This window comes from uncultured Tateyamaria sp., assembly GCF_947487805.1.
Lineage (GTDB): Bacteria > Pseudomonadota > Alphaproteobacteria > Rhodobacterales > Rhodobacteraceae > Tateyamaria.
In genome coordinates, this window is record NZ_CANKXW010000006.1 from 21064 (window position 1) to 47056 (window position 25993).

The following is a 25993-nucleotide window of genomic DNA, read 5'->3' on the forward strand; positions in this document are numbered from 1 at the left end:
GGGATAGCACCTGCTTTGAGATAGTCTTGTGGCAATTTAGGCGGCGTGCGACTCAGGCAAAACCAATGTAGCAGCGCGTTGTCGTGCCTTCCTTTACCTTACATCAGACCTTTGGAACAAAATGTCGCTCTGATTTTTGAGTGCAACAAAACCGTCATGTGACTGTCGCTTAGCCGTTTCATTCTTCCGAAATCATTCGAACGAATTTCAAAATGGGGGAATCACCATGAAACTTCGTTCTGTTCTTGCTGGCGCAGTGCTGGCAGTCACCGCTGCAGTTGCGGCACAAGCTGAAAACTGGAAACTGGCCGTCACCGATGTTGAGGGCATGGAGCGCCTGCAGCTTGAGTGGGGCCCTTTCAAGGAAGCTCTTGAGGCCGCCACCGGCGACACGTTTGAATTCTTTGCCGTGAATTCGCGCACCGCAGCCGCCGAAGCTCTGCGTGGCAAGACCGTAGACTTCGTGGTCTCCGGCCCAGCGGAATATGTGGTCATCAACAAACTGACCAATGCCACGCCCATCATCGGTCTTGGTCGCCCGGATTACCACTGTGCGATCGTTGTGCGCGCCGACAGCGGCATCAACACCGTTGACGATCTCAAGGGCAAGAAAGTGGCCTTTGGCGATATCGGCTCGACATCCAACATGCTGTGCCCAATGCAGGTGCTGGCGGATTACGGTCTGGACCCGGTCAACGACATCGAAAAAACACACACATCGCGCAACATCGCACACGAAGCGCTGAAGAACGGTGACGTGGACGCGCTGGGTTCGAATGCCAACTCATGGCTGAACGTGCGCGCCAAGGAAACCGACCTGCCCTACGGCTTTTTCAAGATGATCGCGCGTTCGGGTGACCTGCCAAATGATATGATCATGGTTGGCGCGCATGTCCCTGCGGAAGCGGCAGAGGCCGTTAAATCAGCCATCCTCGAAAACAAGGACTCCATCATCGCAGGCATTACCGCCCACGAAGAGAACGACAAATATGTCGGCATGGACCTCGTTTCGATCGAAGACAGCGCGTACGACTATGTGCGTTCGATGTACACAAACGCTGGCTTCCCTCAGTTCGACAACTTCATCGGTGACTAATTTCGACATCGAAACGCTGGTTGCGCCTGCGCGGCCAGACCGGACCGGGGCAGATATCTCTGCTCCGGTTCTGCCTGTTGATCTGCGCGTAACCGGGCTGGCCAAGAGCTTTGCCGGAACGCCAATCTTCAAAGATGTGTCCTTTGGGCTGTCGCGCGGTGAGGCTGTCGCCATTGTCGGCGCGAACGGGACGGGGAAATCAACGTTACTGCGTTGCCTGATGGGTTTGATCCCCGCCGATGCCGGATCAATTGACGTGCTGGGCACGGATGTGCGCGGCGCCTCAAACGCCGCTCTGCGGGCTATGCGCGCGCAAATGGGGCTGGTGAGCCAAAAGCACAATCTGGTGCCGCGCCTGTCGGTGCTGTCCAATGTGGTGCAGGGGCTGCTCGGGCAAAAGCCGGGACTGCGGCATTGGAGCCAGGCTTTTGCCCCCGCGCCCTCACGCGAGGCGGCCTTGGCGGCCTTGGAAAAGGTGGGGCTGGCGCATCTTGCTTCACGCCGCGCAGACCGCTTGTCAGGCGGGCAATCGCAGCGTGTGGCCATAGCGCGGGCGCTCGTCGGGCAGCCCAAGATCCTGATCGCTGATGAACCAACGGCTTCGCTTGATCCGGCGGCGGGCGAAGATGTGATGGACCTGTTCTTTGCCCTCGCGCGCCAAGAGGGGGTCACAGTGATCTTCATCTCGCATAATATCGATCATGCGCTGCAATACGGCGACCGCGTTCTTGGTCTCGCACAGGGCGGCATGCCGCTGGATGCGCGTGCTGCGGGTCTGAGCGCCGAAGAGTTGCGAGGGCTATATGACTGACACGTCCCTGACTGCGGGCCTTCCCACCCGGTACGAGCGCCCGTCAGCGCTGGCCTTTCTGGGATATGCACTCGGCGTTGTGATCATCCTGTGGTCCTTTGCGGGCGCGGGCTTTTCCATCGACAAGGTGATCTCTTCACCGCCCCGTTTTGCCGACTTTCTAGACCGTGCCTTTCCGCCCAACGTTGAGCCCAAGGTGTTGGCGCGGCTTGGCTGGAAGATGCTCGAGACCTTGCAGATCGCCCTTGCGGGCGCGGTCATCGGGATCATTCTGTCGGTGCCGGTGGCACTCTTGGCGGCGCGCGGATTGATTGCGCCGACATGGATCAATCAGATCGTACGCACGGGGCTCGGGTTCATCCGGGCCGTACCGGATATCGCCTGGGCTTTGGTCTTTGTCGTTGCCGTGGGCCTGGGGCCCTTCGCGGGCATGCTCGCCATTGCCATCGACACAATCGGGTTTTGCGGCCGCTTCTTTGCGGATGATATGGAAGCCGCCGACAAAGGGCCGTCCGAAAGCCTGACCGCGACAGGTGCGCGTAAGCTGGACGTGGTCGCCTGCGCCACCATCCCGGCTGCAATGCCTGCCTTTATCTCCACCTCGCTTTTTGCGACGGAAAAGGCGGTGCGCTCGTCCACTATTCTGGGCCTTGTAGGTGCTGGTGGCATAGGGATCGAGTTGAAAGTGGGGTTTGACCTTTTTGACTATCCAACGGCCATGACCGTCATCCTGATGATTGCTGTTGTGGTCATCTCAATCGAATACCTCTCGGGCTGGGCCCGGACAAAGATCATCGGAGAACAACGTTGAACGTTATCACCAAGACCGACACAGCGGATCAGCATTGGAGCAAGATCTGGGACGAGATCGAAGAAGGCTCGAAGTGGCTGACGCCCGAACGGGACGTCAAACGCTGGGCAGAGGGCTTGGCAGAAGGCGCCGCTATCCTTGACCTCGGGGCCGGAGTCGGGCGGCATGCCTTGGCTCTGCAAGTTGCTGGATTTGAACTTACGGCGCTTGATGCCGCCCCCGAGGGCTTGGTCGAGATCGACAAGGCGGGCACCGGAGTAAAGACGCAACTGGGTCGCATGGATGACCTACCGTTCGAGGATGGCGCATTCGATCACGTGCTGAGCTGGAACGTGATTTATCATGGCGATGAGACGGTGCTGCTCAACACGATCAGCGAGGTGCGCCGGGTGCTCAAGCCGGGCGGAACTTTCATGCTGACGATGCTGTCCAAGCGTCGGCTGTGGATCGACCGCGAAAAGCTGAATGGTCCACGCGAAATCTCCCGCAACACCTGGGTGTTCGACGAAGATGGGTCCGACAAACGTCATCCGCATTACTATTGCGGCGCGGTCGAGATGCTGGCTCTGTTCCAGGGGTTTGAGGTGATGTGGATGGAGGACCGTGAGCATGAAAAGCCCGGCTCCTGGCATTGGCACCTCATTCTGGAGCGGCAGGCATGATCCAGACTTTCGTGGGGGCGGAGGTCTATCTGCCCGGCGGGATCGAGGACACCACGGTCACCATCGATGGGAACACCATTGTCGAGATCGGCGGCCCGGTGCAGGGCACAGAGATCGACGCACGTGGCAAAATCCTCGCGCCTGCGCTGATCGATGTGCATGGCGATGCCTTTGAACGGCAGGTGATGCCGCGCCCGGGTGTGTTTTTTCCAATGGAAACCGCCGTTCTGGAAACGGACCGGCAGCTTGCAGCGAACGGGATCGCGACGACGTATCACTCGATTACGCTCAGCTACGAGCCGGGATTGCGGAGCGTCGACCGTGCGCGCGAAATGATGCAAGCAATCTTGGACCTCGCCCCGCGTTTGACAGTCGAAAACAGGTTCCAACTCCGCTGGGAAACCTTTGCCTTTGAAGCGCTTGAGACGCTTGACTGGGCGATGGACGCGCCGCTGACACCGTCGCTTGCCTTTAACGATCACCTATCGATGGCGATGCGCAGCGCCGATACGGTGATGCAGGAGCGGCCTTTTGAGCATAGCCCGGACTTCAAGGTGATGGATCTGGATGATGCGGACTTGTTCGAGAAACGCTATCGCAAGCACACCGAGCGTTCGGGCCTCGACTATGATGACCACAAGAAGCTGATCCACAAGGTTTGGGATCGGAGACCAGATGTGGTTGAGACGATGAAAATCGTCGCAACGAAGGCCCGCAGCAAGGGTATTCCCATGCTCAGCCATGACGACACGCAAGTCGAAACGCGGCGGTTCTATCATGGCATTGGCGCGACCACGTCGGAGTTTCCAATGACTATGGGGCCGGTCGAGCAAGCCCGCGCAAAGGGTGATCTGATCATCTTTGGTTCGCCCAATGCGGTGCGGGGTGGCAGCCATATCGGATCGCTCGGCGCGGGTGACATGGTTGAGGCAGGCCTTTGCGATGCGCTTGCCTCTGACTATTACTATCCTGCGATGCTGGCCGCCATTGACCGTTTGGACCGAGAGAAGCGCGCGGATCGGCTGGCGCTGTGGTCCTTGATCTCTTCTGGACCGGCCCGTGCCATGGGACTGGACGACCGAGGTGAGATCGCTACCGGCAAACGCGCCGATCTGGTGCTGGTGGATTGGCCAAAGGGCCACACACCCGCCATCCAAGGCACTTGGGTGGCTGGCCGCTGCGCCTATCGCGGGACACCGCACGGCGCATGACGTTTAACCGAGACTATCTGCCTGCCATCGGCCTCGGGATCACGCAGATCATGGGTTATGGCACTTTGATGTATGCCTATGCGGTCTTGCTGCCGCCTATGGCCAAAGACCTTGATCTGAGCTTGAGCCAGGTCTTTGGCGTTCTGTCAGCCGGGCTGCTCTTTGGCGGTATGGTCTCTCCGCTCTCCGGGCATCTGACGGACCGCTTTGGTGGCCGGTGGGTTATGGTGGGTGGTTCTGTCGTGGCAGGTCTTGCACTTGTGGCGATGTCTCAAGTGACCACGTGGCAGCAGCTCTTGGTGACAATCCTTGTAGCCGAAGGCGCGGGCATGTTCGTGCTGTATAACGTGGCCTTTGCCGCTGTGGCGCGCCTTGATCTGAGCGTTCCTGCCCAAAGGTCAATCTCGATCATCACGCTATTTGGCGGTGTGGCCTCTACCATCTTTTGGCCGCTCACCCTCGCGCTGTTCAACGCCTATGGATGGCAAAGCACGTGGACGATCCTTGGTATCGCCTATCTGGTCGTGAGCCTGCCCATCCATCTTCTGGCCCTGCGCGGTGCGGAAAGAGACCCTGATACGCCGCAAAAATCACAAGGCTCAGACTGGCCGGAACTGCAGGGCGAAGCGCGCAAGCGTGGGATGCTGTGGATGGTCGTCTCGTTCATCTTCTCGGGCTATCTGATGGGCGCGGTGATGACGCTTTGGGTCACCAATGTGCAGGACCTTGGACATACCGCCGCTATGGCCGCCCTCGCCGGGGCGGTGATCGGACCGTTCAAAACCGTGGGGCGGTTCTTTGAGATGCTGATCACCCGCAACATGCACCCGCTTGGCACGTATCTTCTTGCGCTATCGCTCCAGTTTGGCGGCTTTGCGGTGCTCTTGTCGGTTGGTTTTACCGTGCCTGGAATCCTGATGGCTGCCGCGATCTATGGCATGGGCGATGGGATCAAGACGATAGTGCGCGGCACGCTCCCGCTCGCCCTGTTCGGGCATAAAGGCTTCGGCGCACGGCTTGGTTGGATCGCCTCCGTCTCGATGGCCGTCAACGCAACAGCACCTTTTGTCTTTGCCTGGCTCACGCAGGTCTATGGCGGCTGGTGGAGTTTTGCCGTCATGGCCATTTGCGTGGCTGTTGCATTCCTCGCCTATCTTAAGATCGAAGACCCAAGGAGAGAGTCCGCCTATGACCCCGCTTAAAATCGGCGCTTGCCTCGCACCCCATGAAATCACAGATCATCGCGATTGGCTCTTTGACGCCGATCGGGACATAGAGCTGCAGGGTTTTAGCACCCATAAAGACCTGACAACCGAGTTTGAAGATCGGGTGGCTGCCGCCAGAGAGGGTCTAACCGGGTTCAATGGGCGTCTCGGGATACACGGGCCCTACGAAGGGCTTGATATGGACAGTAAGGATTCCGAGGTCCGGCCCATCATCACCGCCCGGTTTATCAAGGCGCTCGAAGCTTCTGAGCGCGTCGGCGCGCGACAAATGGTGCTGCATTCCCCCTATACCCGTTGGTACGCGTGGAACCGGCTGAACAAACCGAACTATTGGGAAAGCAAACTGGCCCGTATCCACGATGTGATGATGCCTGTGGTCAAAGCGGCTGAGACGGCGGGGATCACACTGGTGATCGAGAATATCTTTGACGTGGATCCGGCCAGCCGCCGCGCCATGGTCGACAGTTTCGACAGCGACGCGATCGCGCTATCCATCGACACGGGCCACGCCCATCTCGCCCGCCGCATGTCCGGCGCGCCGCCCGTAGACTACTTTGTCCGGGACGCAGGCGATCAGTTGCAACATGTGCACCTGCAAGATCTTGACGGCCACGCAGACCGCCACTGGGCCCCGGGTGAGGGCGAAATCCACTGGGCGGAGGTGTTCCGCGCGCTGTCAGACTGCACGTCCGAGCCGCATCTGGTGCTGGAACTGCGCCGCAAGTCGGACATCCCGACGGGGTTTGCCTACCTGAAGGGCTTGGGGTTGGTGGAATAGCCGATGACCGTGCACGAAACACATCCGCCCGCTGACTTGTCCGGGGCGTCCTTCATGGCTGCAGAAGTGGCAGATCTGTATATCCATCGGCCGCCCTATGCAGCAGAGGCGTTCTCTTTCTTGCTCCAGAACGTGCCGTCTCGTCACCGGCTCCTCGACCTTGGCTGTGGCGAAGGAAAGATCGCGCGTCCGATGACGCGGTGTTTTGATCAGGTCGTCGCCGTTGATCCCTCTGCGAATATGATTGACCTGGGGATGTCATTGGAAAACGGACAAGCCGAAAACCTCCATTGGGTGTGCGCCAAAGCCGAAGATGCGCAATTGGACGGCCGCTTTGATGTTGTCACCTTTGGATCAAGCATACACTGGATGGATCCAAAAAGCCTGTTTGGCAGGCTAAAGGATCATGTTCTACCTGAACATGTCGTTGCAATTTTTGCAGGCGATGAACCCTGCGCGCCTGCTTGGAACACAGATTTTCAGAACTTTCTGCGCGAATGGGTGCCAGAGGTGACTGGGCGCCCGCTTGGCTCCAAAGAATGGCAATCATCGCGCGAGAAACATCTGGGCTACTTGGACATCATCCAAAGCTCTGACTTTGTCTCTGACGTCTTCGAGCAGACGGTTGACAGCTTTGTGCTCTGTCAACATTCGCGAAACACCTTTGCCCTTTCAAAACTTGGCACACGCGCCGCTGATTTCCAAAGCGACCTGCGAAACATGCTGCGGGATCACGCAGATCATCGTGGCATGTTATCTTACCGGGTCAAAACGCAAGTTACTTTGGCAAGACTCATATCAGAAATACGCTAACGTCTTGCCGCACGGGTGTGCCCCAGATTTGGTTGGGGGGCGCAACAGCGCGCCCCCGCTTGATCGCTCAGCCGTTCGGCGCAAAGGCAAAAGGTAAAAGCGCGTCGCCCATGGCCACGATGCACCAATTTCCACCAGTATAGGTAATGACGAGCGTCCAGTCGCCCTCCGGGTCTTCCCAAAGCTCCACGACCTCATCGGGGTTGCGCAGGCCGGCCCATGCTCTTTGCGCCCGGTAGCGGGTTTCGAGGCGATGGCGCATCACGTCACTGGGCGCGCAAAGGATTTGTGCGATGGGTCCGCCATTTGCCGCGGCAGGACCGGTTGGGCCGAGGAATACCGCGCAGGCGTACAGGGCCATTCTCAGACATGCACGGGTCATAACGGCGGTATCCCAGAGGGCGGGCGCAGTGCGCCGCTCAAAGCCCATGTCAGTGTTTCGGTGTATTGCGCGGGGCATGCGAAAGGATAAGCGATTTGGGCATGGGGGAAGGGCATGTTTCGTCTCCAGAACAAAAAAAGCCGCCTCAAAATGGGCGGCGGGTTGGCTTCGGGATGGGGTATGTGACTTAAGTCTGATCACCGCTCGAAGATATGCCGCCGCACGCGCCTAGCGCCCAAAAATGGGCGTAACCGTAGGCAAATAGTGTGCGCGTGATCAGCATGGGTCTCTCCGATGGCACTGGGATAGGCAGCATGCAATTTTCTGTCAAGGCTGGCACATGAGGTTTGGGTGCGCAGAGGCTTATGTCCTCAGAGCAAAGGTGCGCTCGACGATTGTCACGCGCCTTTCCAAGTCGACGTGTGGCAGTTCAACCACGTCACATTGAAGTTCGTCTAACGCAAAACGGATGCGATCATACTCTTCCACAGCGTCTTCAAAATGATGCTGCCTGTCTTCGGATTGCGCGAAGCAATCGCGCCAAGGTGGTGCCAGAACTACGGTTTTCGAATAGGGAAAGGACATGCCGAGGGTTTCACTCAAGGGCACATCGGATTTGTGTCTGAGGCCAACCGCTGCATCCAAGAGGCCTCGGTCAAAGAAAACAGGATGGGTTTGATCCGCCATGCGCGCCAGGTCAGCTTTTGCCATTTCCACGGCACGCCACAGAAAGGCTGACATGTTGACCCACGGCAAAGTCGTTCCGCCGCGGGCCCTTTCATCTTGCACGATGCGCAGACCAGGTTCCGGTACGACCAGGTGACCGGGCTTCGAAAGTGCGTCGATCAGGGTCGTTTTACCTGCGCCAGAACACCCTGTGATGAGGATATGAATTGGCCCTGACCCTAAAGATGCATGGCGAAAGAACTGTCAGTGAACGCCAGTTGACCGCCAACAAAACTGGCGAGCAGATGTGGCCTGCCAAGGTCGTCCTGGCGAACGACGATCAGGTCGCCACGCAGTCCCGGGGAAAGCGCTCCGCGGTCGTGAAGGTCAACCGCTTTGGCGGGACCGGAAGACACGAGTTGCCATGCCTTGCCGAGGTCGCAGACCCCATCTTGGGCCAGCTTGAACGGCGCGTGCAGCAACGAGGGGTAGTAGTAGTCCGAGACAAGCGCATCGCAGAGGCCCGATGCAATCAGCTCCCTGGCGGACACATTGCCCGACGTGCTGATGCCGCGCAGCGCGTTTGGTGCGCCCATCATGATGGCGTTGCCAAGATCGCGTGCCGTTTGCGCAGCCGTGCGTGTCAGCGGGAATTCTGCGATGTTTGCACCAACCGCGTTATAGCTGCGTCTTGTCTCTGGATCCGGGTCATCGTGCGAGCCAAAAGGAACTCCAAGGCGGCGCATTGCGTCAGATAGACGCGCGATAGCGTCGAGAACACCCACGCCGTCTTCAACCGTCTCAGCCATCAAGGACCAGAATTCATCTGGTTTCAGGCCAATTGTGGCGGCCCAGCGAGCGACATGCTCGGGTTGGGATCGCAATTGTTCGAACTGCGGAATGTGGTTGTTGAACACGACGTATTGCACCGTGCCGTCTTCCAGCCATGCAAGCAGTTGTTCAGCGCCATCAAGATAAAACGTCTCATAGCGCAGTTGGATACGGATGTCGGCTGTTGGAGCGGGGTGCAAGCGTTGCAACGCGTCAATGACGGCGCGTGCGGCGTCTGCGCCCCGCTTCTCTCCCTCCCATGAATACGACTGCGCTAGATAGGCTGTGGTGATCCCGTTGGCGATGAGCTCGCGATCTACGTTCCGCAAGCCAACCCACTCAGGAAAATCCGCCCCCGCGCGCGGCATAAGGTGATGTTCGTGCCCATCTCCATGCGCATCAATGATGCCGGGCAAGATCAGGCAGTTTGACACATCCACGACCCGTGGCGCGGCAGGGGCGGTATCGGTGATCACCCCTGTCTCCATATGCACGTCCGCGTCGGCAAAGGTGCCGTCTGGCCGGAGCATTCGGCCCCCAGTCAGCGTCAGGCCGGTGACGGATTGGGCGGGTCGTTCAAGAAGTGTATCCATGGGATTTCGTGTCTTTAGGGACATAGGGGGCGCCGACCGAGGGCTTATCCGGCAGCAATGCGGAAAACCACAGGGCAGATATTGGTGTTTGCAACGGTTCTGAAACAGCGGCGTGACAAAAACCGCGTTTTAACGAGCGAATTGCCACATTTTGAAGGAGACGGGACTTTGACCCAGTTGCCACTGCATCCGCACACCATTGGCTCTGTCAGACCCTCGGTACACTTTTCGAAAAACTGTTACAATTTGGCTTTCCATGACCACCACTCACTATATCGCAGAAATCGACGAGGCTCACCGAATCGCAGCTGTATGGATCAAGCCTGCGGGCCGAATATCGGCCAAGGTTTTCGACCCCTTAGTCGATGTGTTTGACCCAAATGACGCCGACAAGTTCAACGGCGCTACTGAGGCTGACATAAAGAAGTGGATTGCCGTTCAGAAGGCGATAATTGCCCATTGGTCTTGGGGATTGCTTGTGTTGGGTTCTGTGCGACGTGTTTTAGCTGCGCTGCTACGTCTCCGTTAGGTGAACCCCTTTGCGCCAATCTTTGCGAGGAAGCGCCCAAGCTCTGGTTCGCATCCCTCATGCGGCACGTGATCACGGTGAAACCAGCGCACCTGCTTGAATTCTGATCGATCGAAATCCAGCGGCTTGCGACGATCTCCCAAAACCACATACCAAAGCGAGACATCGACGTGGCCGGGCGTGCTTCCGACAGTTGTGGTCGCGGTGATGAACTGCGGATCCGGGGAGGCGTAGCGCGCCTCTATCCCAAGCTCCTCGACGATTTCACGGTCTACCGTTTCTCTTGGATGTTCGCCTGGCTCGACATGCCCTCCAGAGGGAAGCCACAGACCCGACTTGATGTGATCGACGAGCAGGACATGATCACCATCCACAAGCAGGAAGTAGGACACCAGATGCTTTGGCGGCGTGGCAGGCTTTTCCAGACGAAAGATCTCAGCACCGCTGTCCAGCCAGTCGAGCGCATCCGCGATGACATCCTGTTCGGTGGCATCCAAAGGCGAAATGCCTGCAATCTCAGTGCGGACGCGAGCCCGAAGGGGGGGTGTTTGCATGGGTACGTTTCCGTCAGCTCGTAAAGGCGGCGCTATGTCTTTTGCTTGTTCCGACGATTCAGGATTGCGGCAATCTTGGCAAGGAGCGTCCCGGCAAGTACCAGCAAGACGATGATGCGCACTAGGTGATGGGTCGCGACAAAGGCCACGTCCGCTTGGATCGCCAGCGACACCAGGCTCATTTCGTTTAGTCCCCCAGGCGCATAGGCCAAAAGAAGTTGCGCGGCGCTGTATCCTGTCACGAAATGCACGCCCCAGGCGGTGAATGCGGCGACTGCCATCATGATCGCAGTGGCCACGACCGCCAGCCGCAGCGCGCGAAACACATCCCTCGGTTGGCTGCCCTTGAACCGGCAGCCGACAATCACGCCCAAGACGATTTGCGCCGCGATGACAAGGGCCAGAGGCGGACTGCTGTGGGTGATCCCGGCCATATGCGCGGCGGCGCTCAGCGCCATCGGCCCGATGAACGTGGGCGCCGGCAGTTTCAGACCTAATCCCAAAGCGCTGCCAATGACGGCGCACAGACCGAGTATCAGCAAATCCAACGGCCCGGTCGGCTCCGCAGACATCGGCATCATCCCGTCAACCTCGTAGCCGAGGACCAGCCGGAACCAAAAAGCGATGGCGGCGATGACCAATATAATGCGCCAGACATGTGCCAGAATGATCGCCTTTTCATCGCCGCCCGTCGCGCGCCCGATCTCGACCATTTCGACGACACCACCGGGCATCGCACTAAATAGCGCGGTCACGCGCGACTGGCCGCCTATCCGGTGCAGATACGCTTGAACGATGAAGGCTGACAGGGCAACGCAAAGGACAAGCCCGGCAAGAGAAACGGCCCATTGATCGAGATGGTCAAAAGTGTCTGGCTTGAAACCTGAGCCGAGCATCACACCGATGATCGCGACGACATAGGGGCGGGCTTTTTCCGGACCTGACAGGTTCCATCTTGCGAGCGTGCCAATCAGTGTGACTACTATCGCGCCGAGCATCCACGGGAGCGGCAAGTTCAGCGCGTAGAACAGTGCACCGCCACAAGCACCAAGCGCAGTTGCGGCCAGCACAGGCGCGTGTTTCGCCAACGCGGGCATCATTGCGGCAGTTCGATGCGAAACAGCACCTCTTGCCCACTACCGTGGGCGGGCAACTTATCGCGGCGCGTAACCAACTGCCCGCCGTTCTTTTCGATCACGCGGACGGATGCGATATTCTCGGGATCAGCGGTGAGGTCGACCGCTGTCAGGCCGACGCCCTGCGCCTCGGTTAGAAATGCGCCAAGCGCAAATGTTGCGAGCCCTTTTCGCCTGCGCCAGGGGACAACAGCATAGCCAATATGCCCAAGACATGTCGGGGGGAGTGCATTGGTACCGTCCTGCCACCTTAGCTCGATACTGCCACAAAATCCGTCGTCCCAAATCCAGCGTCGGAAGCTGGGAAGGCGCTTCACGAAGCTACCGTCTGGCAGTTGGATATCATCACCACGCGCGTCCGGGTCATTGAGTGACGCGACAAAGGCATCGGCATCCTTTGCTATTGCGCGCAATTCTTCTGCCGCCGCTTCGGGCCGGGTCGTGCGCGGCGACCATCCGGTTTCCAGCGCAGCGCGATAAACGTCCAGATGCTCAATGCGTGGCGTGACGAGTTGCATTCAACGATATTTTTCGATGAAAGCGTCAATGTCCAGCTCGCGAATGTCGGGCAGGGCGGCCTTATAGGCGTCATAGCTCCAATCCCAAACGGCGATCTCTTGCAAAGCCTCGGCCTGCCTTTCGGTAAAGCGGCGCTTGATAAAGCGCGCGGGAACGCCGCCAACGACCGTGTAGGGGGCTACATTTTTGGTCACCACTGCGCCGGCACCAATCACAGCGCCGGTCCCAATCGTGACACCTGCGGTGACGGTAACCCCGTGGCCGATCCAGACATCATGACCGATGGTCACCCAATCGGCCTTTCGCCATTCAAAGAAGTCATAGTCGTCCTCGCCCAGCCCATAGGCCTCGGCACGGTAGACGCTGTGATGCTGCACCGCGCGCCATGTCGGGTGATTGCCTGGGTTGATGCGTGTGGAATTGGCGATGGAGCACATCTTGCCGATCGTCGTCCAAACCACATGGCAGTCCTTGGTGATGTAGGACCAATCGCCCATCGATCCGGACCGCAGCATCGTGCCCTTACCGACCTCGGTCCATGCGCCCAGCTCGAAATCCCGGACCATCGCGCCCTCTTGGATCGTCGGGCTCTCACTCAGTGGGGTTTTTGATCCGGCGCCGCTCATCCTCAGCTCTCCTTCTAGTCAGTCATGTGACCCGAGCCCCAGCGCGCAGAGGCAGCGCGTGGCGGTGGCATCTCTTGGGCTCTCGCGCGCCACTAAAGCGCCTTCCAAAGCGCCCCGCCGGCGGCCCTCTCCCAAGTGGCCTCATCAAGGTCCAGCCGGTCGCGGAAGGCTGCGCGCGCGGCGCCCTCAAAGATCGTCCAGTAGGGCACCAGATCGCTTGATGGATCGCCCACGCCACAAAGGCCAAAGTCGAGAAGCCCGGCAAATCGGCCTGCTTGCATCAGGATGTTGCCTTCGGACATATCGCCATGCAACCAAAGCCCCGGCGCGTCCCAGTGACTGGCGCGCGCGCGATCCCAGATCGTTTTAGCGGCCTGGCGCTGTGGCTCGTTAAGCGTGGCAATCAGGTCCCGCGTCTCCGTGTCGTAGGCGCCCAGATCGCCGCCCCGGTGGAAGTTCTGCGCGCCTGCGGGCGGTGCGCCATCGGTGGGCACAGCCTGCAGCGTCAGAAGCGCGGCGGCCAGAGCCTCGGCCAGCACCGCGTCCTGGCGCAGCGTGGGGTCGCCTTCGTCCAGGGTTGCGCCGTCGCGCCAGGCGAAAACCATCCACTGGAAGGGATAGCCCGCGCCGGGCGTGCCGACGGCAAGTGGCTTGGGCACCGTATAGGGCAACGCCTGTGCCAGTTTCGGCAGCCATGTTGCTTCTTTCGAGATATTTGCCGCGTAGCGCTCTGCTGATGGCATGCGGATGCCCATCTTGGTGCCGAGCCGGAAGGTCCGGTTATCCCAACCGCCCGGGCGCACCGGCGTGATCTCGAGGCCCCCCCAATCCGGGAATTGCGACAAGATCAATGCTTTGACCGTCTCGGGTGAGATGTCCAAACGGTCGTCCGTCACGGCACTTTCCTTACTTCGCGAGATCGGCCATCCCGATCAGCCGCGTGCGGATCAGGCCGGAGAAATAGTCGACGACGTAGACCAACGCGATAATGAGAAAGATGATCGTCCAGACCTGATCCCAAAAGAGGCCCGCAATCCGGTCCGACAGCATGAACCCGATGCCCCCTGCGCCCACGATGCCAAGGATCGTTGAGGAGCGGACGTTTGATTCAAAATTGTAGAGAATGATCGACAGATGCACCGGCAGGACCTGCGGCATGATCCCATACAGGATCGCCTGCAAGCGTGAGCCGCCCGAAGCCACGACCCCTTCAACGGGGCGTTTGGATGTGTTTTCGAGGGCTTCGGAGAAGAGTTTTCCGAACGTGCCGATCTCGGACACCGCGATGGCAAGGACGCCCGCAAGCGGACCAAGGCCAAAGGCGCGGATGAAGATCAGCGCGAGGATCAGTATTTCAAAGGCACGAATGATGTCATAGCCACGCCGTGCGGTATGGCGGACCCAGAAAATCCGCGTGATGTTCTTGGCCCCCAGAAACGAGATCGGAAAGGCGATGATCAGTCCGAGGATGGTCCCAAGGAAGGCCATGGCAACCGTTTCGCCAAGCGCCTGAAACACTTCGACCCATTCTGGCCAGGTTTCCCACAGGTGAGGGGGAAACATGAAAGACAAAACCGTGCCCAGGCGCTGAAGCCCGACCCAGATGCGCGCGGGCGCAAAGTTGAAGTCATAAAGGCACCAGGCAAAAAGCCCGACGAACAGCACCCAAAGCCCGATCTTGCGGGCGCGCACGGCGGGTGCGTCACGAAAGGCGCGGGGGTGTTGATCCATCAGGGTTTTGATGTCGGTATCCGTCGGAAGCGTCATGTCGCAGGCCCCTTCTCAAGTCCGATAACGCGATGGCGCAGCTTTTCCGAGCCGTAGTCGATGACAATCACTGTCACGAAGATGATCACAAACAGGGCCGACAGGTCCGTATATTCCTGCAAGGACAGCGCCTCGCGGAATTCCTGGCCGAGGCCGCCAGCGCCCACATAGCCGATGATGGACGACGAGCGCACGTTGATCTCGAACCGCAGCAACGTGTAGCTGATGATGTTGGGCATCACCTGTGGCACCGCCGCGTACCGGATTTGGTCGAACCATGTGCCGCCCGCGGCTTTGACGCCTTCGAGTGGTCGCATGTCGATGTTTTCGTTCACTTCAGAGTATAGCTTGCCCAAGGCCCCAGTCGTGTGCAGCCCGATGGCCAGTACGCCAGCCATGGGGCCAACTGAGAAGCAGAAAACAAAGATCAGCGCCCAGACCAATTCGGGCACCGTGCGTGCGATCTCAAGATACCGGCGGCACACCCAAAGCACCCACTTCTTGGGCGCCAGATTGCGTGAGGCTGGGAAGGACATCAAGAAACCGCCGATGACCCCCAATGTGGTGCCCATAAAGGCGATCAGAACCGTCTCAATCAGCAGGTTCAACCAGACTTTCCAGCGCCAGAACCATTCGGCCAGGTCCGCCCCGAGGCTATCCCAACGCAGGACCGGGAGTGTCTTTTCGATGAACTCGCCAAGGCGCGGCAGGCCCGCCGGAATGATCCAGCGCCATTCGCGAGAGCCGTCAACGTTTGTTACCTGCGTGACCTTGAAAAAGTCGCCCAGCCAGGCCGAGAAGGCAAAGAAGGCAAAGAAGAGGACACTGGCAATCAACCAGCCGATTTTCGCCCGCCGTCTTTGCGTGGCGTAATCCAACTCAAATTGGTCCATCGGACGCAAAGGCGTCACGTCGGCAAGCGCGGTCATGTCAGAGATCCCCAAGAAACGAGGACCCCCGCCGCCAGGCGAGGATCCCTGTTTTAGCTTTTAAGAGCGGCGCTGCTTTTTTAGCCAATCGCGCATGTCCACGATCCACTGATACCGCTCGTGGGTGGCAGGCTGCCAATCAATCTGCGGGTTTGGCGTGCCTTCGACTTCGCCAATCATCATTTTGAAGGCTTCTGGATCTTTCTCGGCCACGTCCAAAACCAGCTGCTGCATGGTGTCTTTCAGACCCTGTGGCAGGTTCGCACGCGCGGTGAACGGGCCGGAAGTGATCTCGGGGCTTTCCCAGATTGGGCAGATTTGGCCCTCGGTGATCATCTCTTTCTCGATCATGCGCTGCCAGCGGCCATCGGTGGCGTTGTTCTGCCATGTTGCGGCGGCGTCAAACGTGCCTTGGGCCACGCCTGCAACACCGGCCTCATGCGAACCAGAGAAGGGGATGGCCGAGAAGAAGGTTTTGGGATCAACTTCCTTGGCGATGTTGAAATAGGGCACAGCATAGCCCGAGGTGCTGTCCGGGTCGGCAAAAGCGAGAACCTTGCCTTCCAGATCGGACAGCTTTTCATAGCCGTCTTCGCAGCGCGTCACGACGACCGAGAAGTAACCTGACGAGCCGTCCTGACGGATCCGCGTCACCAGCGGCTCAACCGCGCCATCGGTGGCGGTGTAGGCTGCGGCATAGGAGGAAGAGCCCAGGAAGGCAAATTCGATCTGATCCGCGCCAAGCGCCTGGATCACACCGTCATAGGCACCGGCCGTGAAGATTTCGACTTCGACGCCCAGTTCGCGCTCAAGATATTCCTCGAACGGGGTGTAGCGCGCGATCCGGTCTTTTTCGTTTTCACCGGACAGAATGCCGAACTTGATGACTTGATAGTCTTCTTTCCAGTCGTCGGCGACAGCAGACGTGGCAAGCACAGCGGCCACAGCAGTTGTAGTGAGGTATTTCATGGTCAGGTCCCCCTGGGTTGGTTTGGCGATTGGATTTCTGTGTCAGGCGGGCAGCGCGATCGACTGTGTGGACGTCACCGCCTCATTGAATTCTCTCAGGCCATCGAGGCCATAAATATCACGCACAACGTCGTCGGTCAGCTGCGCGGCGGACCCGTCAAAAAAGACCCGGCCATTGCGCATCGCGATGATCCGGTCGCAATAGGCGCGCGCTGTATCCAGCGTGTGCAGGTTCACCAGAACGGTCAGGCCGTCTTCTTGGTTGATCTGGCGCAGGCCATCCATAACCAGTGTTGCATTTGCGGGATCAAGCGAGGCAATAGGTTCATCGGCCAGCATGATCTTTGGCTGCTGCACAAGAGCTTTTGCAATCGCGACGCGCTGTTGTTGGCCGCCCGACAGCGTACCCGCGCGTTGCAGTGCCTGCGGCACCAGGTCCAACCGGTCCAACGCTTGCAAGGCCATCGCGCGTTCCGCATCCGTGAACTGCATGGCCATGGAGCTGAGGAAACCATGCTCGGCCAGACGACCTATCAGCACGTTGGTCAAAACGTCCAGGCGATCCACGAGGTTGAACTGCTGAAAGATCATCGCGCAGTCGCGCCGCCAATTGCGCAGGGCTTTTCCGCGAAGGCTCGTAATCTCGGCCTCTCCAAACGAAATCGACCCCATGGTGGGGTCGATCAGGCGATTGATGAGGCGGAGCATGGTTGACTTTCCGGCGCCAGAGCGCCCGATCACGCCGACAAATTGACCAGGCTCGATCTTGAGCGTGACGTCATCGACGGCGCGCGTCTCGTCAAAGAGTTTAGAGACACCGGTGAGGGTTAGGGCAGCAGCTGCGGTCATGATGATTCATCCGGATGAATTTCTTCTAAACAATGATCGGCTTCTATGACGCCCAAGAGTCCGTTTTGTAAAACTTCTGCTACGCTACGGCGGCAACTGCTGAATGTTCGGCAGTTGTTAGCCCAGATCCGTTAGAGAAGATGATTTCTCCGGCCCTAAACGTCTGGACGACACGGTCACTGGCATCGACCACAGCCAAATCAGCGCGTTTTCCTATCGCGATTTCTCCCCGGTCTTTAAGGCCGAGCGCCTTGGCCGGGTTCTTCGAGGCGAGGCGCACTGCGCCAACCAAGCCATCGGCATCGGTTTTTGACAGGGCACGAATGGCAGGCAACATCGCCGCCGGGTGATAGTCGGCCGCAAGAATGTGCAGCAAATCTGCTGCATGGGCGTCGCGTGCCGACAGGTTACCCGAGTAGCTTTTTCCACGCATTGCATTGGGCGCGCCCATGGCAATCATCAAACCGCGTTGGTCAGCGATCTTTGCTGCCTCCATGGTGACAGGAAATTCAGCTATCACGACGCCGATATCAGCCATCAAGTGCGCTTTCTCGACAGTATCGTCATCATGGCTGGCCATCGCGACGTCATGAGAGGTGCAGAGCTTTGAGATCCGTTCAAGGTTTTCAAGAACCTGTTCAGCGGGGACCGCATCCTTGATACGACGTGCAACTTGGGCGCGTGCCTGTTCCTCGCTCAGACCGCCCTTCATCCGATTGGCGACGAGGGTTTCGACATTGCGATACTGACCTTGGCCGGGTGTGTGATCCATGACGGACACAAGATCGACAGCTCTGGCGGCCAGCAAACCGTCAAGCGCATCAATTGCCGCTGTGTATGTCATGTCAAAACGGGCGTGTATGCGGTGATCAACGCGCAAGTCTCGGATGTTGTCTTTGAGCGCGCGGATAATTGCGGAGGTATGCTCAAATGAACGCCGTTCCCCATCGACCGCCGTGCGCGAGAATGACACGCCTGCATAGGCGGTCGTCACCCCAGCGGCGGCAAGGCGCGCATCAAGATGACCCACGGCGACGTCCATCGGAAAATCAACCTTGGGGCGCGGTTCAAGCTCCAACTCGATCATGTCGCCATGCATGTCGATGAGACCCGGGAACACGGTAAAGCCGGAAGGTTGCCCCGCGCTCTCGGTGATCTCGGTGATCACGCCGTTTTCAATACGCAGGCTGCCATTGTCGATGATGCGATCTGCCAGGATCAGTTTTACGTCAGAGAGCCACATCTTCTCGTTCCTCGATCTCAGTGTGTTCCGGTGTCAGATCAACCACGCGGTCGATCAGATGCATGACATCGTCGGGGTGGTGAAACACGCCGATCATGGCGGTGCCCTGATCTTTGAGTTCTTGAAGGCGTGCCACCAAGGCTCCGCGTGCGTTCACATCAAGTGAAGCCGTTGGCTCGTCCAGCATCAACAGTTTCTGCGGCAGAATTAGCGCACGCGCCAGGTTGACCTTTTGCTGCTCGCCGCCTGAAAACGTCGTGGGGTAGGCGGCCCAGAGGTCTGGTTTGACCCCAAAGGTCTCCAAAGCACGGCGCGCTTTGTTCAGAGCGGCGTCGCTGTCCCACCCGGCAAGGCGCAAGGGTTCAGCCACAATCGCTTCGGCACTTACGCGGGGCCGTGCGGTCAGGAACTGCGTGACAAAGCCGATCTCTGTGCGCCGCAGATGAGCAATGTCCACATCCGCCGCGCACGCGAGATCGATCAAGCCATGGCTGGAATGGAACCGGATCTCTCCGGACAACGGCAAGTAGGACCGGTAGAGGGTCCTGAGCAATGTAGACTTGCCCGCACCATTTGCGCCTTTCAACAAGACAAACTCGCCCGCAGCGACGTTGAACGAGATATCCTCGAACGCGCCGATCTCTGTGCCCAGGTGATGCAGGGAGAAGCCTTTGGTCAGACCCTGAATTTCCAAAACCTGTGTCATAGCTTTGCGTGTACCAGTTGTTGCGTGTAGGGGTGTTGAGGGTCTTGGAAGATTTGGTCAGCCAGACCGGTTTCGACCACCTCTCCCCGCCGCATGACCATAACGCGGTCCGCGAGCGTGCGTATGACACCCAGATCGTGGCTGACGATGACCATGGTGATCTGCCGGTCCTGTTGGAGCCGTTTCAATGTATCCAGCACCAGCGCCTGCACACTGACATCAAGGCCCGTTGTCGGCTCATCCAGCAGCAAAAGCGCGGGTTCCAGTGCGATGGCCTTGGCCAGTTGCACCCTTTGTTGCATGCCGCCGGACAGTTCAATCGGCGGGGCGTCCAAGCGGTCCAGTGGAAATTCTGACGCATTAAGCGCGTCTGTCGCCGCTTGGCGCAGCGTGGCAAAGCTGCGCTCGCCCGCGACCAGCAGACGTTCCGCGACATTCCCCGAAGAGGAATGCTTCATCAGCAAACCCAAATGCGGGTTTTGATAGACGATGCCAATCTTGGTGGCGCACAGCATCCGGCGGGCGAAGCGGTCGAGTTTGAACAAATTGCCGGAGACATCGGGCAGGTCGAGCGTGTAGCTGCCTTCATCCGGGATTTCCTCAAGGTTCATCATCCGCAAAAGCGTTGATTTCCCCGATCCGCTTTCACCAACAATTCCAATCACTTCGCCCGGATGGGCATGCGCTGAAACGTTGCGCACGGCCTGCACGTGTCCGTAAGATTTGGACACGCCTTTCACGTCCAGCAGGGGCCGCGTTTCGACAATACGCGGGGCTTCAAGCATCAGGGTCATTGCGGCATCTCCCCGTCTTTGTACCAGGTTTCGCCGCGTGTTTCGGCCTCGCGGTCATTTGCGCGAATGGTCTTCACGCCCCATTCGCTGTCCGAGACCTCAAAGGCAGAGCTGCCGTCATCCTGTGGGATTTCGTTCATGAAAAAGCCTTTGGTTCCCGATCGCGTACAGGTCAGGGCTCCATGCTCTTCGATTTTGTAGGGCACGTCCGAGAACACCAGCGGCTCGACCCGTGTATAGGGTGGGACGGCAAAGATGCGTTTTTCGCGCCCCGCCGACAGGATCGTCAGATGCTTGGCCATGTGCAACTTGGGCACATCCCAACGGGGGATGGGCGAGGGGGTCATCACGTGACGCCCATGCACAAGGCTGGGATAGCTGGCCCCCTGCATGACGCGGCCCGAGCGCACGATCTGCTCATAAAGTTGCAGCCACATCCGCCCGTAATCCGCATCGGCATGCATCTGGCGCGCGATAGACATGTTGGGCTGAACCGAGCGCAAGGGTTCGGGGTTCGGCACCTGCAGAACAAGCACCTGATCTTCTCGCAAAATCTCTTCGGGGATCCGGTGACGAGACTGGATGAGATCCGCCTCCAGCGTGTCCATCGTCGTGGGCGTGCCCGCCACTCGCGCGATGAACCGGCGGATTGAGGCGGCGTTCACGCTGTCGTCGGCACCCTGGTCGATCACCTTTACCCGCGTTTGCGGGTTCACAAGCGTCAGCGAAACTTGCAAACCCCCTGTGCCCCAGCCGCGCGCCATCGGCACCTCGCGGCTGGCGTAAGGCATCTGGCATCCGGGCACGGCCACGGATTTGAGGATCTTGCGTCTCAGCTCGCGCTTGGCCGAGCCGTCAAGGAAGCCATAGCTCATCGCTTCCCAAGGTTTTGTCAGGGTTGAAAGGCTCATTCCGCCGGTTCGCTTTTTGTCTGCCCTACCGCTTCGCTGCTTGAGGGCTGTGTGTGTTTCGCTGCCTTTTTCGCCTTAGCGTCGCGAATGGCGTCCAGGGACGACTGGAAGGTCACGTAATGAGGCAGCTTGAAATGGATGCAGAAGCCGGAACTTTCGACGCCTTCGGTATGGTAGAGGAAGAATTCCTCTTCGGTCGCCGAACCTTTCTCGGCGCCGGGGCTGTTGAGATCGAGCGTCGCGGCGGCGATGCATTTGACCTCGTTCCAGCCAAAGGTCGCGCCGTAGCCGATCCCCAGTTTTTCGCCCTTCTTGTCGACCACTTCGGCTTGCGACACTTTCACCCGTCCAGCCGAGAATTGCCGCCCATCGGGATGGGTAACCGCGATCTCGGCCTCGGCCAGTCGCAATTCGTTCACCGTGGGATGCGCCTGTCCGTAGCCGCGCATCGCAGCATAGCCAAGCGCCAGAACACCGCCGGTTTCCGCACGCGCAAGGCTTTGCAGCGTATGGGCGCGTTTGGACGGAAACAGCAGCGGCTCCCGGGTCAAATCCGGTATTTCGTTGCCTTTGGTCGCATCGTCCGCAGGCGGGTCGAGAAGGTCATTTTCCGCCTGCCACGCGCTCACGCTGGGCTGGTAGGCGGGTGACGGTTCGGCTGCGGGCTCAACAGGCTCCGGCGCGTAGGTTTCGCCTTGCAAGACGTCTGTCGCCAGAATGCGATGCGCGTAATCCAGTGTCGGCCCAAGGACCTGCCCGCCGGGAATGTCTTTGAACGCTGCTGAAATGCGGCGATGCGTGAAAAGGGTGTCTTGTTCGATGGGGGTCGCGACCTGCAATCGAGGCTGCGTCGTGCGCCACGCGCGCAGAAGCAACACAGCTTCATACAGCTCACCACCGGTTTGCGCCAAGGCCAATGCGGCAAGGTCTTCATCATACAGAGATGCTTCGCCCATGACCCGGTCGATCAGGTAGGGCAGGCTCTGCTTAACCTCGTTCACGCGGTTACGGTCAAAGCCCCCCATCTCTTCGCGAAAAAGCCTCTCAGATTGTTCGATGGCCCGTTCGCCACCACGTGTTGCCACGTAAGCCATTATACGTGTCCTATCGCTTTGCTACTTGAGGACATCACAGAACCTCCACAGTCGTTGAGCGCGGCACGCCGATGACCTGATCCTCATCCAAAAGGAACAGTTCAAAACCCATGGGATACCTCATATGAGACATGCGAGCGGCCCAGAACCCGTCCGGCAGGCCGTCAACTTGAACTGTTACGGATCCATCGACGCCGGGACCGGTCAGGCGCAGTGTCTGACCCGTTCCCAAACGCGCGCGAATGATGATCGTCGCACCGTCATCGGGGTAAAAGTCACTGCCGGTTGCGATCTGTACCAGCGGTTCAATGCCCGCCATCGTTCCCAAAAAGACGTGATCGGCGTGTTCGATGTCGGTCAACTCGGCCCCTGTCCGCATGATCTCCGGCATAAGCAGCGGGTCGGCCGAATGCACCCGGCATTCGCGGTCGAGCAGGGCGGCAATGATGGATGCCTCGCCCGGCTCGGGCAGGCTGCGCGGCAGGCCGGGGCGGCTAAGCGCCCAGAGCAACGCATCAAAGGCTGTGTTGTCGCGCGTCTCTGACGAGCTGGGGGCTGGGGTGGCCAACATCAGAAGGTCTCCATGTTCACACGGGTCGCCTCCACCCGGCGCAGGACATCTTCGTCCGCCTGTGCAAGTGCTGCGGCCTCGGCGTCGCAGAAAGCCGCGCAGTCGTCCGTGCGCACATTGCTTGTCAGGGCCAGGTCGATCAGCGCCATGGCCATCGACGCCTCCAGATCGTGCCCGCGTCGCATCCCATAGCCCTGGGCGTCACCTTTGCGAATATGCGCTTCGCTCATCAGCACTTCGCCCAAATGAAAAGCGACGCCCCCGGCTGTGTCGCGTATCGGCAGCATCACGAGACCGCTGCGCGATTGCAGAACTTCGATTTCGCCGAGATCCGGGATGAGCGTTTCCGCGAAACTCTTGAGTTTAGCTGCGTCGGCGCGGGCAAGCGTGCCCAAAGCGTCATCCATCGGACTGCTCCATTGTAAAGGTCACGCGCGCGGCTGACCAAATCACCCGGCTGGTTGAAATCGGGGTCCCATCCGGCGTCGCGTCGATTGCGGTGACGACAAGCACCGGCACATCCACATGTTGTTTGAGGGTCTTGGCCTCATCAGGTTTCGCGGATCGCGAATAGATCGAGGTGTGTAGCCGCACGTAATCTTCGATCCCGAAAGAGCGATAGGTGTCAGTCGTCGACCCAAGAACGTCACGACGCTCCGCAAAATCGGGGAAGCGTTCGGCGCAATGATATGCGCTGCCAAACGCAACCGGCACATCGTTGGCCAAGGTTATCCGCTGGGATTCAAGAACCTGCGCGCCAGAATTGAGAAGCAACGCTTGCGCAATCTCGTCAGGTGCCGCAACACGCACAGCCGAGACAAGCTGGCTGGTCACATCAACCCCTTGCGGGATCAGGTTGCGCCGCAGCCTCGTGCGTTTGCCGATCTGGTAGGTCAGCCGAGGCGTGTCAGCAACAAAGGTGCCACGCCCTTGCTCAATGCTGATCTTGCCTTCGCGCGCCAAGGCTTCCAGCGCACGGCGCACGGAATGCCGACCAATCTCAAATCGATCCGCCAGTTGCAATTCCGTCGGCAATTGATCACCCGCGGACAACCGCCCGGAGCGAATGTCACGTGAGATCTCGTCTCGAATTATGGTCCAGTTTTCGCGCGTCATGTCCGATTCATCCGAATGAATTTTTGGTAGTCTCTAAGCGTGACAGAGACGTGACAAGTTGGACAAAAATATCGCCCAAACGCAACATTCAGGACGCTATGGCGCAATCAGCGCGCGCAATGGAAAACGCTATTCGGTATCCAGTTAAAGGGCGAAACTCTGCGAGGCATCCGCGAAGTCGTGCAAATGAACGGTAACCTGATCGTTGCCGAGCAAAACGACTCCATAGGCCGGCGGTTCGAAATTGCCTTGGATGCGATCCGCTGGCGCATCAAGGTCCAAAGCCACCTGATGGTTCAGCCCACGCATGCACGAATAGCTGATACCACACCAATTGCCCCAGATCGCCCGGTGCACATGGCCGAAAAACAGATGGCGGATGCGGGCCTTGTGGGGGGCGATTACTTCGTAGAATGGTTCGGCGTCCTGCATCATGATGGCATCCATCGCCTTGATCCCGACCGCAAAGGGCGGGTGGTGCATGAACACAAAGACCGGGTCGGGCGTCTCTAGTTGCTGCGCCAGCCAAGTAAGGCGCGCAGCGCAATAGGCGCCTGCATGGGTGCCCCGCGCCTTGGTGTCGAGCAGCAGGAAGCGGCCATGTGGCGTCTCAATTGCGGTTTGGACAAAGCCGTTTTCATCGCGCGGCACGTCAGGAAAGGTCTGCATCAAAGACGGCGTATCATCATGGTTGCCGATCATCAGATGTACGGGCATCGTCAGTTGCCGTATTTCGTCTGAAAAACGCGCATAAGCGTGGCCGTCGCCCCAATGTGTCATGTCACCGGTCACAATGACAAAATCCGCATCGCCATGTTCGGCATTGATCGACGCAACGGCGCGGGCCAACCGCTCGGCCGGATCCTGACCATAGAGCAGACCCTCACCGATCACATGGGGATCTGTCAGGTGGATGAATTTCATTCCGCAGCCACCGGTTTGGCCCAATCTTCCCATCCGGTCCCCGAAGAGAACACCGGACCGTCCCATGTGAAGGGAATGTCGTGGATGACGGTCATGTCTTCGCGTGCTTCGATGATCGCAAAAGACGGAGCCATAGGGCCCCCATGGAGCAGTTCGGTCTCCGTAAAGTCTGGCAGGGATTGATTGCCGGTCGACCGGACAGAGGCAAAGGGAATGCCGCAATAGGTCCCGGTGCAGATCGCATGGATGTGGCCAAAGTGCAGATAGTCGATCTTGGCGGCATGACGTTTCAACAGCGCGGCAAAAGCCGGACGGTCGGCCTCAACCAGTGCGATCTTATCCTCGGCCGGTTGGCCCAACGTCATAACGTTATGGTGCATAAACAGGCGCGCGCGCGTGCAGCCCTTCAATTGCGCGTCAAGCCAAGCAATGCGATCCGCACCGAAATGCCCGGCATGGGTGCGCGGCGCAGTGGTATCAAGATAGAGCAGGCGTGTGCCACCTACGTCTTCGGCATAGTTCACATATCCATTCTCATCGTGCGGTTGATCGGGGAAGGCGCTTAAAAAATTGGCGCGATCATCGTGGTTGCCCATCAGCAAGCGCACGGGGCAGGGGAGGTCGACAAGCGCCTCTTTCAGTGTCGCATAGGCCTGCGGCTCGCCCCAGTGCGTGAGGTCTCCGGTAATGATGATCCGGTCGGCGTCTTGGTGTCTCAAGCGCACCTCGTCCAACGCTTGAGCAAACCGTCGATGCGGATCGAGGCCACCCATGCGTTCACCGGGAACTGTCAGGTGAATGTCGGAAATATGCACGAGTTTCATCGGCTCGGCCTTTCTTGGTCGGTGCCCGGTCGCCCCCGAAAGAGGCGACCGG

At 59.0% G+C, this 25993-nt stretch carries 31 protein-coding genes; 9 read left to right on the forward strand and 22 right to left on the reverse strand.

The window, feature by feature from the left end:
- Window positions 1-136 precede the first annotated feature (136 nt).
- Genes phnD (Q0949_RS14650) through Q0949_RS14685 form a run of 8 tightly spaced genes read left to right on the forward strand, consistent with a single transcriptional unit; the run spans window position 137 to window position 7408 of the window.
- Entirely contained in the window at window positions 137-1096 is a 960-nt protein-coding gene (gene phnD, locus Q0949_RS14650) for a phosphate/phosphite/phosphonate ABC transporter substrate-binding protein (RefSeq protein WP_299373742.1), read from the forward strand.
- A complete protein-coding gene (locus Q0949_RS14655; RefSeq protein ID WP_299373745.1) occupies window positions 1089-1907 on the forward strand; it encodes an ATP-binding cassette domain-containing protein in 819 nt (272 codons plus the stop codon). The genes phnD (Q0949_RS14650) and Q0949_RS14655 overlap by 8 nt, the downstream gene beginning before the upstream one ends.
- Window positions 1900-2718 carry a phosphonate ABC transporter, permease protein PhnE gene (gene phnE, locus Q0949_RS14660; protein ID WP_299373748.1) on the forward strand — a complete coding sequence of 273 codons (819 nt, stop codon included), beginning with the start codon at window positions 1900-1902 and terminating at the stop codon, window positions 2716-2718. The genes Q0949_RS14655 and phnE (Q0949_RS14660) overlap by 8 nt, the downstream gene beginning before the upstream one ends.
- The gene (locus Q0949_RS14665) at window positions 2715-3380 is read left to right on the forward strand and encodes a class I SAM-dependent methyltransferase (RefSeq protein ID WP_299373751.1); all 666 of its coding nucleotides are present in this window, start codon (window positions 2715-2717) and stop codon (window positions 3378-3380) included. The genes phnE (Q0949_RS14660) and Q0949_RS14665 overlap by 4 nt, the downstream gene beginning before the upstream one ends.
- A complete protein-coding gene (locus tag Q0949_RS14670; RefSeq protein WP_299373754.1) occupies window positions 3377-4591 on the forward strand; it encodes an alpha-D-ribose 1-methylphosphonate 5-triphosphate diphosphatase in 1215 nt (404 codons plus the stop codon). Before Q0949_RS14665 ends, Q0949_RS14670 begins: the two co-directional genes overlap by 4 nt.
- Window positions 4588-5793 (forward strand): MFS transporter, encoded by a 1206-nt coding sequence (locus tag Q0949_RS14675; protein ID WP_299373757.1) that lies wholly within the window; start codon window positions 4588-4590, stop codon window positions 5791-5793. Before Q0949_RS14670 ends, Q0949_RS14675 begins: the two co-directional genes overlap by 4 nt.
- The gene (locus Q0949_RS14680) at window positions 5780-6595 is read left to right on the forward strand and encodes a sugar phosphate isomerase/epimerase family protein (RefSeq protein WP_299373760.1); all 816 of its coding nucleotides are present in this window, start codon (window positions 5780-5782) and stop codon (window positions 6593-6595) included. The genes Q0949_RS14675 and Q0949_RS14680 overlap by 14 nt, the downstream gene beginning before the upstream one ends.
- 54 nt (window positions 6596-6649) lie before the next feature.
- Entirely contained in the window at window positions 6650-7408 is a 759-nt protein-coding gene (locus Q0949_RS14685) for a class I SAM-dependent methyltransferase (protein ID WP_299373763.1), read from the forward strand.
- A gap of 67 nt (window positions 7409-7475) precedes the next feature.
- On the opposite strand, the gene Q0949_RS14690 is transcribed toward Q0949_RS14685, so the two are convergent.
- From Q0949_RS14690 to Q0949_RS14700, 3 genes are all read right to left on the reverse strand, one after another.
- The gene (locus tag Q0949_RS14690) at window positions 7476-7769 is read right to left on the reverse strand and encodes a hypothetical protein (protein ID WP_299373766.1); all 294 of its coding nucleotides are present in this window, start codon (window positions 7767-7769) and stop codon (window positions 7476-7478) included.
- Window positions 7770-8153: 384 nt separating this feature from the next.
- Window positions 8154-8684 carry an AAA family ATPase gene (locus Q0949_RS14695; RefSeq protein ID WP_366524048.1) on the reverse strand — a complete coding sequence of 177 codons (531 nt, stop codon included), beginning with the start codon at window positions 8682-8684 and terminating at the stop codon, window positions 8154-8156.
- 11 nt (window positions 8685-8695) lie between these two features.
- Window positions 8696-9880 (reverse strand): alpha-D-ribose 1-methylphosphonate 5-triphosphate diphosphatase, encoded by a 1185-nt coding sequence (locus Q0949_RS14700; RefSeq protein WP_299373769.1) that lies wholly within the window; start codon window positions 9878-9880, stop codon window positions 8696-8698.
- A gap of 256 nt (window positions 9881-10136) precedes the next feature.
- On the opposite strand from Q0949_RS14700, the gene Q0949_RS14705 reads away from it, so the two are divergent.
- Complete coding sequence (locus Q0949_RS14705) at window positions 10137-10409, forward strand: hypothetical protein (RefSeq protein ID WP_299373772.1); 273 nt, start codon at window positions 10137-10139, stop codon at window positions 10407-10409.
- Here the strand turns inward: Q0949_RS14705 and Q0949_RS14710 are convergent.
- From Q0949_RS14710 to Q0949_RS14800, 19 genes are all read right to left on the reverse strand, one after another.
- The gene (locus tag Q0949_RS14710; protein WP_299373775.1) at window positions 10406-10963 is read right to left on the reverse strand and encodes an NUDIX hydrolase; all 558 of its coding nucleotides are present in this window, start codon (window positions 10961-10963) and stop codon (window positions 10406-10408) included. The genes Q0949_RS14705 and Q0949_RS14710 overlap by 4 nt on opposite strands.
- A gap of 32 nt (window positions 10964-10995) precedes the next feature.
- Window positions 10996-12033, reverse strand: a complete 1038-nt coding sequence (locus Q0949_RS14715) for an AbrB family transcriptional regulator (protein ID WP_299373778.1) — start codon at window positions 12031-12033, stop codon at window positions 10996-10998.
- Between the two features lie 26 nt (window positions 12034-12059).
- A complete protein-coding gene (locus tag Q0949_RS14720) occupies window positions 12060-12617 on the reverse strand; it encodes a GNAT family N-acetyltransferase (protein ID WP_299373781.1) in 558 nt (185 codons plus the stop codon).
- On the reverse strand, window positions 12618-13244 hold the full coding sequence (locus tag Q0949_RS14725) for a DapH/DapD/GlmU-related protein (protein WP_299373784.1): 627 nt from the start codon (window positions 13242-13244) through the stop codon (window positions 12618-12620).
- A 92-nt stretch (window positions 13245-13336) separates the two neighbouring features.
- Window positions 13337-14140, reverse strand: coding sequence for an aminoglycoside phosphotransferase family protein (locus Q0949_RS14730; RefSeq protein WP_299373786.1), 804 nt, complete (start codon window positions 14138-14140; stop codon window positions 13337-13339).
- A gap of 10 nt (window positions 14141-14150) precedes the next feature.
- A complete protein-coding gene (phnE, locus tag Q0949_RS14735) occupies window positions 14151-15011 on the reverse strand; it encodes a phosphonate ABC transporter, permease protein PhnE (RefSeq protein ID WP_299373789.1) in 861 nt (286 codons plus the stop codon).
- Window positions 15008-15940 (reverse strand): phosphonate ABC transporter, permease protein PhnE, encoded by a 933-nt coding sequence (phnE, locus tag Q0949_RS14740; RefSeq protein ID WP_299373792.1) that lies wholly within the window; start codon window positions 15938-15940, stop codon window positions 15008-15010. The genes phnE (Q0949_RS14735) and phnE (Q0949_RS14740) overlap by 4 nt, the downstream gene beginning before the upstream one ends.
- 60 nt (window positions 15941-16000) lie before the next feature.
- Entirely contained in the window at window positions 16001-16909 is a 909-nt protein-coding gene (gene phnD, locus Q0949_RS14745) for a phosphonate ABC transporter substrate-binding protein (protein WP_299373795.1), read from the reverse strand.
- 42 nt (window positions 16910-16951) lie between these two features.
- Window positions 16952-17758, reverse strand: a complete 807-nt coding sequence (gene phnC / locus Q0949_RS14750; RefSeq protein WP_299373798.1) for a phosphonate ABC transporter ATP-binding protein — start codon at window positions 17756-17758, stop codon at window positions 16952-16954.
- Window positions 17759-17837: 79 nt separating this feature from the next.
- Window positions 17838-19001 carry an alpha-D-ribose 1-methylphosphonate 5-triphosphate diphosphatase gene (locus Q0949_RS14755; protein ID WP_299373801.1) on the reverse strand — a complete coding sequence of 388 codons (1164 nt, stop codon included), beginning with the start codon at window positions 18999-19001 and terminating at the stop codon, window positions 17838-17840.
- A complete protein-coding gene (locus tag Q0949_RS14760; protein ID WP_299373804.1) occupies window positions 18988-19707 on the reverse strand; it encodes an ATP-binding cassette domain-containing protein in 720 nt (239 codons plus the stop codon). Before Q0949_RS14760 ends, Q0949_RS14755 begins: the two co-directional genes overlap by 14 nt.
- On the reverse strand, window positions 19704-20447 hold the full coding sequence (locus Q0949_RS14765; protein ID WP_299373807.1) for an ATP-binding cassette domain-containing protein: 744 nt from the start codon (window positions 20445-20447) through the stop codon (window positions 19704-19706). The genes Q0949_RS14760 and Q0949_RS14765 overlap by 4 nt, the downstream gene beginning before the upstream one ends.
- 50 nt (window positions 20448-20497) lie before the next feature.
- Window positions 20498-21412 carry an alpha-D-ribose 1-methylphosphonate 5-phosphate C-P-lyase PhnJ gene (locus Q0949_RS14770; protein WP_299373809.1) on the reverse strand — a complete coding sequence of 305 codons (915 nt, stop codon included), beginning with the start codon at window positions 21410-21412 and terminating at the stop codon, window positions 20498-20500.
- Window positions 21409-22506: a carbon-phosphorus lyase complex subunit PhnI gene (locus Q0949_RS14775; RefSeq protein WP_299373811.1), complete on the reverse strand. Its 1098-nt coding sequence runs from the start codon at window positions 22504-22506 to the stop codon at window positions 21409-21411. Before Q0949_RS14775 ends, Q0949_RS14770 begins: the two co-directional genes overlap by 4 nt.
- Window positions 22507-22540: 34 nt before the next feature.
- Entirely contained in the window at window positions 22541-23077 is a 537-nt protein-coding gene (phnH, locus tag Q0949_RS14780) for a phosphonate C-P lyase system protein PhnH (RefSeq protein ID WP_299373813.1), read from the reverse strand.
- The gene (locus Q0949_RS14785; protein ID WP_299373816.1) at window positions 23077-23484 is read right to left on the reverse strand and encodes a phosphonate C-P lyase system protein PhnG; all 408 of its coding nucleotides are present in this window, start codon (window positions 23482-23484) and stop codon (window positions 23077-23079) included. Before Q0949_RS14785 ends, phnH begins: the two co-directional genes overlap by 1 nt.
- Entirely contained in the window at window positions 23477-24193 is a 717-nt protein-coding gene (gene phnF, locus Q0949_RS14790; RefSeq protein ID WP_299373819.1) for a phosphonate metabolism transcriptional regulator PhnF, read from the reverse strand. Before phnF ends, Q0949_RS14785 begins: the two co-directional genes overlap by 8 nt.
- Window positions 24194-24337: 144 nt before the next feature.
- Window positions 24338-25117, reverse strand: coding sequence for a phosphodiesterase (locus tag Q0949_RS14795; RefSeq protein ID WP_299373822.1), 780 nt, complete (start codon window positions 25115-25117; stop codon window positions 24338-24340).
- Complete coding sequence (locus tag Q0949_RS14800; protein WP_299373825.1) at window positions 25114-25941, reverse strand: phosphodiesterase; 828 nt, start codon at window positions 25939-25941, stop codon at window positions 25114-25116. The genes Q0949_RS14795 and Q0949_RS14800 overlap by 4 nt, the downstream gene beginning before the upstream one ends.
- Window positions 25942-25993: the final 52 nt, after the last annotated feature.